The sequence below is a fragment of the Dietzia sp. DQ11-38-2 genome, from assembly GCF_014145055.1.
GTDB lineage: Bacteria > Actinomycetota > Actinomycetes > Mycobacteriales > Mycobacteriaceae > Dietzia.
Window position 1 is genome coordinate 7,392 of the sequence record NZ_JAALDW010000390.1, and the last position, 8,628, is coordinate 16,019.

At 68.1% G+C, this 8,628-nt stretch carries 10 protein-coding genes; 8 read left to right on the top strand and 2 right to left on the bottom strand.

What is annotated here, in order from left to right:
* Positions 1 to 708, bottom strand: a 708-nt coding sequence (locus tag G6026_RS17435; protein WP_241728073.1) for an NYN domain-containing protein, incomplete at its 3' end; no start/stop codon positions are given.
* A 100-nt stretch (positions 709 to 808) separates the two neighbouring features.
* Here G6026_RS17435 and G6026_RS12900 point away from each other — a divergent pair.
* Positions 809 to 1,669, top strand: coding sequence for a mycofactocin-coupled SDR family oxidoreductase (locus tag G6026_RS12900; protein WP_182613409.1), 861 nt, complete (start codon positions 809 to 811; stop codon positions 1,667 to 1,669).
* 113 nt (positions 1,670 to 1,782) lie between these two features.
* Here the strand turns inward: G6026_RS12900 and G6026_RS17825 are convergent, their stop codons facing one another.
* On the bottom strand, positions 1,783 to 1,914 hold the full coding sequence (locus tag G6026_RS17825; RefSeq protein ID WP_255412657.1) for a hypothetical protein: 132 nt from the start codon (positions 1,912 to 1,914) through the stop codon (positions 1,783 to 1,785).
* 367 nt (positions 1,915 to 2,281) lie between these two features.
* Here G6026_RS17825 and G6026_RS12905 point away from each other — a divergent pair, with 367 nt between their 5' ends.
* The 7 genes from G6026_RS12905 (at position 2,282) to G6026_RS12935 (ending at position 8,530) form a co-directional block, all read left to right on the top strand.
* Positions 2,282 to 3,523, top strand: coding sequence for an acyl-CoA desaturase (locus G6026_RS12905; protein WP_182613410.1), 1,242 nt, complete (start codon positions 2,282 to 2,284; stop codon positions 3,521 to 3,523).
* A gap of 166 nt (positions 3,524 to 3,689) precedes the next feature.
* Complete coding sequence (locus G6026_RS12910; RefSeq protein ID WP_107757493.1) at positions 3,690 to 4,286, top strand: transcriptional regulator; 597 nt, start codon at positions 3,690 to 3,692, stop codon at positions 4,284 to 4,286.
* Positions 4,287 to 4,787: 501 nt separating this feature from the next.
* A complete protein-coding gene (locus tag G6026_RS12915; protein ID WP_182613411.1) occupies positions 4,788 to 5,018 on the top strand; it encodes a Flp family type IVb pilin in 231 nt (76 codons plus the stop codon).
* Between the two features lie 103 nt (positions 5,019 to 5,121).
* Entirely contained in the window at positions 5,122 to 5,514 is a 393-nt protein-coding gene (locus G6026_RS12920) for a TadE family protein (RefSeq protein ID WP_182613412.1), read from the top strand.
* Positions 5,502 to 6,443 (top strand): pilus assembly protein TadG-related protein, encoded by a 942-nt coding sequence (locus tag G6026_RS12925; RefSeq protein ID WP_182613413.1) that lies wholly within the window; start codon positions 5,502 to 5,504, stop codon positions 6,441 to 6,443. Before G6026_RS12920 ends, G6026_RS12925 begins: the two co-directional genes overlap by 13 nt.
* A gap of 30 nt (positions 6,444 to 6,473) precedes the next feature.
* Entirely contained in the window at positions 6,474 to 7,187 is a 714-nt protein-coding gene (cpaB, locus tag G6026_RS12930; RefSeq protein ID WP_309230192.1) for a Flp pilus assembly protein CpaB, read from the top strand.
* On the top strand, positions 7,184 to 8,530 hold the full coding sequence (locus G6026_RS12935) for an AAA family ATPase (RefSeq protein ID WP_182613415.1): 1,347 nt from the start codon (positions 7,184 to 7,186) through the stop codon (positions 8,528 to 8,530). The genes cpaB and G6026_RS12935 overlap by 4 nt, the downstream gene beginning before the upstream one ends.
* Positions 8,531 to 8,628: the final 98 nt, after the last annotated feature.

Consider the following 8,628-nt stretch of genomic DNA (forward strand, 5'->3'; position numbering starts at 1 on the left):
CGTCAGGCGTGTCTCATCGGCCACCGAGGTGGCGGACGCACGATCGGGGCGCAGATCCACCTCTACCATCCCCACCGACTCCTCGCCCTCCGGCTCGCTGCCGTCATCACCCGGTGCGGTGGGACGCTCGGACGAGGACCGGACCTTGGGCGGGATCGGCCCCTCCAGAACCCTGATCTGCATGGCGTCGTGAAAATCCGTGCGCGGATCCAGCACCAGCGTGGTGTCGCAGGCGTGTCGCAACGCCGAGGAGATGGAGTCCCACCCGAAGCCCACCAGATGCATCCGCACCCCGGCGTCCACGGCGACCCGGACCCCGGGGATCATGTCGGCATCACCGGTGACCAGCACCATGTCCGAACACTGGCCCTTGTAAGCGGCCTGGATCATGTCCGCGACGAGAAGTGTGTCCACGGCTTTCTGAGTGCGCCGCTCACCCCACTCGATCAGTTGCCCCGCACGCAGCTGCACGCCCTCGATCACCCGGAGCGTGCGCTGGTACCGGTGCGGGCCGGAATCCGGAATACCGTCGTACCAGTTCTGCCGTTGTACCGGCTGGTCGACGAGACCGTGGGCCACCTGATCTAAACGGTGCACGACCGTGGCCAGGGATATCTCCAACTGGCCGCGTGCACCCTCCTCCCACGAGTTGTAGAAGCTAGCCAAGAGATACGAGGTATCCACGAGGACCAGAGTCCGTTCGAGCATGATGATCACTACCTATCACTATGTAAACGTCGGACTTCCAGCATGCCGCAGGGCGAAAGACCCCGCAGGGGCCGCCACCGATCACAGGAGGACTCCCACCATGTCGAGCCCCACCGCCACCCCGCCCGAACTGTCCGGAAAGGTAGTGCTGGTCACCGGTGCCGCCCGCGGGCAGGGCCGGGCCCACTGCGAGGCGTTCGCGGCCGCTGGATGCGACGTGATAGCCGTCGACCTGTGTCGCGATATCGAGACGGTGCCCTATCCGATGGCCGACCCGGAGGACCTGCGGGCGACCGCCGAGGCGGTCCGGGCGCTGGGGCGGAGGTGCGTGACCGCCGAAGTCGACGTCCGCGACCTCCAAGGGATGCGTGACGCCGTGGAGGCTGGGGTGGCCGAGCTGGGCGGACTCGACTTCGTGGTGGCCAACGCCGGAGTCTCCCCCGAGCCCGCCGCCTCCTGGGAACGCTCGGAGGAGGAGTGGGACACCACTCTGGACATCAACCTCAAGGGCACCTGGGTCACCACGACGGCCGCGATCCCGCACATCCTGGCCACCGGCCGGGGCGGGTGCGTGGTGATCATCAGTTCCATGGTGGGCCTGCGCGGCGCGCCGTTCACCTCCAGCTACACCACCTCCAAGTGGGCGGTCCGTGGGCTGGCCAAGTCACTGGCGGGCGAGCTGGGCTTCTCGGGAGTGCGATGCAATTCCCTCCACCCCGGAAACGTCCGCACCCCCATGATCGAGAACCCGTCGATGATCGCCATGATGACCGGGGGCGAGGGCACCACGCTCGAGGACGCCGCCGAGACCTTCAGCGGGATGAACCAACTGCCCGAACCATGGGTGGAGGCGTCGGCGATCTCGTCGATGGCCGTCTACCTCTGCAGCGCCGCGGGAGCGGGCATCACCGGAGCCTCCATTCCCATCGACCTCGGCGGCAGCGAGAAGTTCGGGCTCTGACGACCCGGAACACACGACGGCCCGAACACGCAACGGCCCGCCTCCCGGGTGAGAGGCGGGCCGTTGCGGTCCGTCGTCGCGGTGGGCCGGGACGAGTACCCGGCGGCGACCGATCAGGCAGACGGGGTGGGCGACACCGGGCGGGGAACGCTCACGGTCGAACCGGTGGCGGTCCACACCAGGGTCCAGAAGATGTCGACGACGGGCTGGATGGCCTGCAGGAAGATGTCGTTGGCGCTGCTCATGATGTGTCCCCTTGTGTGTCGTACTCGAAGCGTACTGGCGTAGCTGGCGGTCTGGTGGTCCCGCGTGCCGCCGCCCGGGCTCGAGGGACCCCTCGAGCCGGCCGTGGCGCGTGACATCCCATATGTCGTCGCGAACCCACCCGACGTTACACAACCGTGACAAATGATGTCGCATCGTCGCGCTCCACCGCTGGCCAGCGCGTCATAATCTGGGCCGAAACCGCCCCGCTGCGGCCCCGATCACGCGCCCGCGCCACTGTTCTGCCACCGCCCGGCCACGGTCCCGCCGCAGCGCGAGGCCCGGGGAACGGTGTGACCCACGACCTAACCCTACCTACGCGACCGTAACCTACGGTACCGTAGGTTCATGGCTATCACGGACATCCCGGAATTCGCACACCTCACCGAGGCTGACATCGAGGCCCTCGGCGAGGAACTCGAGCAGATCCGCCAGGACATCATCGGCTCCCTCGGCGAGCGGGACGCCGCCTACATCCGCAACACCATCCGCTTCCAGCGCGCCCTCGAGGTGGGATCTCGCGCGTTGCTGATGGTCGGCTCGCGCAATCGCACCGCGTGGGCCATCGGCGCCGGCGCCCTCGGGCTGTCGAAGATCATCGAGAACATGGAGCTCGGGCACAACATCATGCACGGGCAGTGGGACTGGATGAACGACCCCGAGGTGCACTCCACCACGTGGGAGTGGGACATCGTGGGCACGTCCGAGCACTGGAAGCAGACCCACAACTACATCCATCACAAGTACACCAACATCGTCGGCCTGGACGACGACGTCGGGTACGGCGTGCTCCGCGTGACGCGTGACCAGCGCTGGCACCCGTACTTCTACGGCAACCTCGTCTACAACGCGGCCCTGGCACTGCTGTTCCAGTGGGGTGTCGGGATCCAGCACCTCGAGCTGGGCAGGGTCGCCAAGGGGCGTGACGACCGCCCCGAGACGATGAACAAGCTCCGGCTGTTCGCGCGGAAGGCGGGACGCCAGCTCGCGAAGGACTACGTGTTCTACCCGGCGCTCTCGCGCAGGGGGTGGAAGTCCACGCTGACCGCCAACCTCGTCGCCAACGGCATCCGCAACGTCTGGACCAATGCGGTGATCTTCTGCGGGCACTTCCCCGACGGCGCCGAGAAGTTCACCAAGAAGGACGTGGAGAACGAGACGCGCGCCGAGTGGTACCTGCGGCAGATGCTCGGTTCCGCCAACCTCACCGGCGGACCGGTGATCGACTTCCTCTCGGGCAACCTGTCGTACCAGATCGAGCACCACATCTACCCCGACATGTCCTCCAACCGACTGGCCGAGGCGTCGGTCCGCGTCCGCGAGGTGTGCCGCAAGTACGACCTGCCGTACGTGGCGGGCCCGCTGCCGGTGCAGTACTTCAAGGCGTGGCGGACCATCGCCAAGATGTCGCTGCCCGATCACATGTTGCAGCGCACGTCCGACGACGCCCCGGAGACCCACTCCGAGCGCATGTTCGCCGACCTACCCAAACCCCTTCCCGCACAGGAGGAGGGCCAGCGGGCCGGCCTGCAGACGGCGCTCAGGTACGCGTCCAGGCGTCGCGCCCGGAAGCTCGCCTCCGCGGCCTGACCTGCCCGACCGTTCCTCAGACGCCCCGTCACCGAAACCGGTGGCGGGGCGTGCAGTTATTTCGATCCAGGATCGGGATCCCGGCGATAGGCTGACCCTCTAGTCGGCCAGCCCGCGCTACAGCGGTCGAGCCGAGCGACCGAGTACCACGACGACGGGAGCCACCATGGAGGACCGGCGCATGCTGATCGCCGATTCGGCGATCGAGGTGGTGGCCAGGGACGGCGTCCGGGCGCTGACCCACCGCGCCGTCGACTCCGAGGCCGGACTGCCCTCGGGCTCCACCTCCTACTACTGCCGAACCCGTGCGCAGCTCCTCTCCCTTACCGTCGACCGACTCACCTCGCTCCTGCGTGGCTTCGTCGAGGTCTCCGGTATCCAGGAACTCGCCTCCTCCGACGCCGACGACGTTCTGTCGACGCTCACGCGGATGATCGAGGGCCTCCTCGCCGACTACCGCGGAGAACTGGCAGCCCGCTCCGCACTCATCATGGAACTCACCGGCAAGGACGACACCACCGATCTCGTGGCCGCCCTTCTCGACCCGAGCGACCTCACCGGCGCCCTCGACGCGGCCGGACTGCGCGACCCCGCCGCCGCGTCCCTCGATCTGCTCGCGGTGTACGAGGGCTTGCTCTGGGAACGCACGGTGGGGCGCCTCGCCGGCGCAGAGATCGACCACGAGCATGACGCCGACCTCCTCGGGTCCGCGCTCTCGCGCCACGAGCACCGGGGCGGACGCCTCTTCGGCCTGCTGCGCTGATTTCTCGCCCCTCTGGGCAACGATTCGCACTTCTCACACGCCCGGTTGCCTCGCGCCCCCTGAGGCCAGCCCGAGCCTCGACGGGACGCGACTTAGGCTTACCTAGGTTGCGACTTAAGGTTCTCACAGTCTAGAGTTTCCGCCCAGAAGCACCATGACATGTCAGTCAACTGTCGAGACTGCGGGATTCGTGCCTCCGCCACCCCTCCGCCCGACTCTGTGCACCAGCGATGAGAATCGCTGTGCTGGTAGATGTTTGCGCTGTTCAGTTGCATAGGTCTGCTATTCACCCTGAATCGAGTGCATCCGAGGACCAGTCCCGGGACCGTCGCAAACCGCGCCTGGGCGAAGCGGCGGGGTGAACTGAGGCAACGGATTAATCAGTTTGTTTTGACAAACCTGACTCGTGTGCCATAGTGATTCTCGTCACTGATTCGCACCGGATCGGACGCCCCCCTTCCCCTCGGGTCAACCGACCCCCGCACCAAAGGACGGTTCATCATGAGCCAGGTTGCTGCTTACTACTTCACGCTCTACGCCCTCGTGAGCGATCGCTTCGAGGACCGCAAGGACCGTGGCGCTACGGCCGTCGAGTACGGCCTGATGGTTGGGCTCATCGCGGTGGCGATCATTGCGGCAGTCATCCTCCTCGGCGGAAACCTGAACACACTGTTCGAGAACATCGCTGGCCGTCTTCCCAGCGGTGCCGCCAACGCCCCGGCCGCCACCTAAGAACCGTCTCGACCTCCGGCGCGGCGCCCAACCTTCGGGCGCTGCGCCGGAGCCGTCTCAAGTCACCCCTCGCCCCTCGCCCCTCACCCTCTCGAGGACCGTCATGACCAGAACTTCCTCCGACCGCGGTGCCGCGGCCCTGGAGTTCGCTCTGGTCGTGCCGGTCCTCCTCGCTCTCGTCCTGGGAATCATCGAGTTCGGCCGCGCCTACAACATCCAGACCACGCTCTCCAACGCTGCTCGTGACGGCGTGCGGGTGATGGCCCTGGAGAACAGCGTCACCGCGGCGCGGACCGCCACTCGGAACTCCGCCAACACGCTGGACCTCACCCGGGCGACGATCAGCGTCACCCCCACCAGCTGCGCGGCCACCGCGACCACGCCACCCGGCACGGCCACGGTCACCATCACCTACCCGCTCGAACTGCTCTCCGGGTTCCTCCCGATCGACGACTTCACCCTGACCGGCAGGGGGACCATGCGATGCAACGGCTGAACGACGACCGCGGGGCCGTCAGCGTGATGGTCGCGCTCCTGATGATCCCCCTGATCGGCTTCGCCGCCATCTCCATCGACATCGCCTCCGTCCACTCCGAGCGGCAGCAGCTCCAGACGGGCGCCGACGCGGCAGCCCTGGCGATCGCCCAGGACTGTGCGCGTGGCAACTGCCGCACCCCGCGCGACACTGCGCAGCAGTTCCTCACCGCCAACACCATCGACGCGGAGGCGACCGCCGGCGTGGTACCGGTCCCCACACCGTCCTCGGGGCGGGTGTCCGTGACGGGCTCGGGGATCCGCGAGCACTGGTTCGCCCCCGTCCTCGGCATCAACGAGACGGCGATCGCGGCGACGGCCACGACGGGGTGGGGCGCCCCCACCGGCGGCAGGGCTGTACTCCCCCTGACCTTCTCGCTCTGTGACTTCCGGGCGCAGACCGGCGGCGGGATGCCGTCCGGAACCGTCAGACGCACCATCTACGCCTCCAAGACCGCCGGTGCGAACGGGTGCACGGGCCCCTCCGGCAATCACGTGCCGGGCGGATTCGGGTGGCTGGCGGCGAACTCCGGAAGGTGCAGTGTGGCCAACCGGATCAACGAGGTCCTCTGGAGCGACCCCGGCAACTCGGTCCCCAACGCCTGTACCGACGCCGACCTCATCGCGCTGCGCAACGCGACCGTGCTCATCCCGGTCTTCGATGAGTCCGGGGATTCCGGCAGCAACGCCTGGTACCGCGTGTACGGCTATGCCGCCTTCCGGATTACCGGCTACCGCTTCTCCGGTCGCGAATGGAACTCCAGCTGCCGCGGCAACGAACGCTGCATCGAGGGGTACTTCACCCGCTTCGTGGATCTGTCCGACGACTTCGACTACGGGCCGACCGCCCCCGACATGGGCGCCTCCGTGGTGGCCCTGCTCCCCCGATAGGTAAGTGAGTCCTCAGTGAACCGTCGTGTCGTGGCCATCGTCGCCGCCGTCCTCCTCGCGGTGCTCGGCGCCGTGGTGTTGATCAGCTACGTCAACAACGCCGATCAACGCGCGATGGCCGACATGGAACCGGTCACCGTGCTGGTGGCCACCGGCCCGATCGCCGAGGGCACCCCGACCGAGGCCCTTGGCGAGCTCGTCGCCGCCGAGAACATCCCCGCGGCGGCGGTGGGTCCCGGAGCCGTGACCGACCTCGCGGAGCTCGACGGTCTGGTGGCCGTGACCACTCTGCAGCCGGGCGAGCAGATCCTCGCCGGCCGCTTCGCCGACCCGGCCTCGATCCTGAGACCCGGCGAGATCCCGGCCCCACCGGGCCTCCACCAGGTCTCGATCCCCCTCGCCGCGCCGCGGGTCCTGGGCGGAACGCTGACCCCGGGAGCCACCGTCGGGGTGTTCATCTCCAAGGGGAATCCCCAGAACGAGACCCACCTCGTCCTGCACAAGATCCTCGTCCTGCGGGTGCAGGGCGGGATCACCCCACCTTCCGACGCCGAGTCGGACGCGGACCCCGCCGCCGCGGCGATGCCCGACGGCGGGATGATCGTCACCCTTGCGGTCAACGCCCGCGACGCGGAGACCATCGTGTTCGGTGCCGAACACGGAACGATCTGGCTGTCCGTCGAAGGACCCGAGGTGCCCCAGGAAGGGACCCGCATCGTGACCCCAGGGAACGTGTACCAATGAGCCGCCTCGCAGTACTGACCGAGTCCGCCGATCTCCGCGACCGTGTCCGGTCCGTGGTGGGAGATCATCTCGTGGACCTCCCCCTCGGTCCGCTCCCGTCCGACCCCGCGCGGATGCTCGCCATGACGCAAGGCGCGCAGCCGTTGTCGGTGATCGTCCTCGACGCGGGCCCCCGCGACCAGACGACCGCACTCGAGGTGGCCGCCGGACTCCGCGCCGACGACACTGGGATCTCGGTGGTGCTGGTCAGCGACCGGCCCGAGGAGATCGGTTTCGCGGCCATGCGGGCCGGTGTGTGCGACATCGTGCACCCCGATGCCGATCCGGGCGAGCTCGGATGGGTCCTCGAACGCGCCCGCCGCACCGCCGTAACCCGCCAAGCCGGGACCGGTGTCGGCCCCGGAGGCGGGGTCAACGGATCGGAGACCCAGCCCGGTCGGGTCATCAGTGTGGCCTCGCCGAAGGGCGGCGTCGGCAAGACCACCGTCGCCACCAACCTGGCCGTCGGGCTGGCGCGCTCCGACCCGCACTCCACCGTCCTGGTCGACCTCGACGTCCAGTTCGGCGACGTGGGCAGTGCCCTCAACCTCGCGCCGGAATACACCCTGGTGGACGTGGTGCACGGGCCGGCCGCGCAGGACACGATGGTCCTCAAGACCTTCCTCACACAGCACGAGACCGGCCTGTACGTGGTGTGCGGGCCGGGTTCTCCCGCCGAGGCGGACTCGGTGGGGATGGAGGACATCAGCCGGCTCCTGCAGACCCTGGCCTCGGAGTTCCGCTACGTGGTGGTCGACACCGCACCGGGACTCACCGAACCCACCCTCACGGTCCTCGACAACACCCACGACCTGGTCCTGGTGACGAGCATGGACGTGCCGGGGGTACGCGGGCTCCGGAAAGAGATCGACATCCTGCGTGAACTCGGGATGGTCTTCTCCGGCCGCCACGTGGTCCTCAACTTCGCCGACACCCAGAACGGCCTGACCAAGACAGATGTCGAGGCGACCATCGGCGCTTCCGTGGACATGATGATCCCCCGGTCCAAAGGTGCCGTCGCATCGGTCAACCAGGGCATCCCGCTGTTGCAGAGCGACAAGCGCGACCCCGTGACCACCCACCTGAGGAAGCTGGTGGGTCGGTTCACCTCCTCCCCCGCGCGCGCGCCCAGGTCGGCGTCAGCGGTCGGGAAGTTCCTGGGCCGCCTCAAGCCCACGCCCACCACCGCGACTGCGGGTACTCCAGCGTCGCCGGAAGCACCAGGGCAGCAGGTGTCGCAGCCCACCCGATCCGAGGGCCGACACCGTCTGCACAAGGGAGAAGTCAGGGGAGAGAAGCGATGAGTCTGTCCGAACGGCTCCGGGCCGCCAAGTCCCCCGACGCCGCCGTCACCGTGGTGTCCCCCGTCGCTCCCGTGACTCCGGTCGCGGGCCCGCCCGCC